Source organism: Streptomyces beijiangensis (assembly GCF_017315755.1).
Classification (GTDB): domain Bacteria; phylum Actinomycetota; class Actinomycetes; order Streptomycetales; family Streptomycetaceae; genus Streptomyces; species Streptomyces beijiangensis.
This window is the reverse complement of record NZ_JAFLRJ010000513.1, coordinates 1-1,412: the sequence shown is the minus strand read 5'-3', so window position 1 is coordinate 1,412 and position 1,412 is coordinate 1. Positions and strand designations below refer to the sequence as shown.

Annotated in this window: 2 protein-coding genes; both read right to left on the bottom strand. The window is 74.6% G+C overall.

Annotated elements, in window-relative coordinates; all coding sequences use genetic code 11:
- Positions 1–594, bottom strand: a 594-nt coding sequence (locus tag J0695_RS36145; protein WP_242553637.1) for an ECF transporter S component, incomplete at its 3' end; no start/stop codon positions are given.
- Positions 591–1,412, bottom strand: an 822-nt coding sequence (locus tag J0695_RS36140) for an energy-coupling factor ABC transporter ATP-binding protein (protein ID WP_206969008.1), incomplete at its 5' end; no start/stop codon positions are given. The genes J0695_RS36145 and J0695_RS36140, both read right to left, overlap by 4 nt.

Genomic DNA, 1,412 nt, shown 5'->3' with positions numbered 1-1,412 from the left:
CAGCGCGGTCGACTGGCCGGTCACCACCGGCCAGCCCCAGAGGTTCATGACGAAGCCGTACGCGAACCCGGCCACCGCCCCGTACGCCGCGAGCAGCCACAGCTCGGTGCGGCCCCCGGCCCGCGGCAGCAGGCCCGCGCCCATCGTCACCCACCCCATGGTGAGCATCTGGAACGGCATCCACGGCCCGACGCCGCCCGTCAGCAGCGCCGACGCGAACATCGTGAGCGAGCCCAGCGTGAAGCCGAAGCCCGGGCCCAGCGCCCGTCCCGCGATCACCATCAGGAAGAACATCGGCTCGATGCCCGCCGTGCCCGCGCCGAGCGGGCGCAGCGCCGCGCCCACCGCCGCGAGGACCCCGAGCATGGCGACGGCCTTCGGGCCGAGACCGGTGTCGGCGAGCGTGGCCAGGACCACGGCCAGCATCAGCGGGAGCAGCAGCGCGAAGAGCCAGGGGGCGTCACCGCTGTGCGCGACGACGTCCGAGCCGGGGTCGGCGAAGAGCGGCCAGAGGAAGGCCATGGCGCCGATCGCGGAGACGAGCAGTACGGCGGCGAGGGAACGCGGGCCGAAGCGGATGGGGGCCGGGCTCATCCCAGATCCTCCAGCGCGGTGGCGACCTGCGGCACCGTGAGCCACTCCTGCGGCGCGAGGATCTTGGCGACCTGGGGTGCGAAGGCGGGCGAGGAGACGACGACCTCGGCGGTCGGGCCGTCCGCGACGACCTCGCCGTCGGCGAGGATCACCACCCGGTGCGCCAGTTCGGCGGCCAGCTCCACGTCATGGGTGGCCATCACGATGGCGTGTCCCTCGGCGGCGAGCGCGCGCAGCCGGGTGACAAGGCGGGACTTGGCCGCGTAGTCGAGGCCGCGGGTCGGTTCGTCGAGGAGGAGCAGGGGCGGGCGCGCGGTCAGCACGATCGCGAGCGCGAGGGTGAGTCGCTGGCCCTCGGAGAGGTCGCGCGGGTGGGTGTCGTCGGGGACACCGGGGAGGAGCTCGGTGACCAGGGCGCGGCAGGTGCCGGCCGGGGCGTCCGCGTCGTGGTCGGCGGCGGTGCACTCGGCGGCGACGGTGTCGGCGTACAGCAGATCGCGCGGCTCCTGCGGTACGAGCCCGACGCGGCGCACCATCTCGCGCGGCTGTGTGCGGTGCGGCGGGAGCCCGCCGACGCGGACGCTGCCGGTGGTGGGCTCGACCAGGCCGACGAGGGTCGACAGGAGAGTGGACTTGCCTGCGCCGTTGCGTCCCATCAGGGCGATGGTCTCGCCGGGGGCCACGGAGAGGCTGACCCGGCGCAGGGCTTCGACGCGGTCGCGGCGGACTGAGAGGGAGGTGATTTCGGCGACGGGTGCGGAGGGTTGCGCCGCTTCGGTACGGAGCGGGGGCCTGCGGCGGGCGAACAGGGTGCGCTG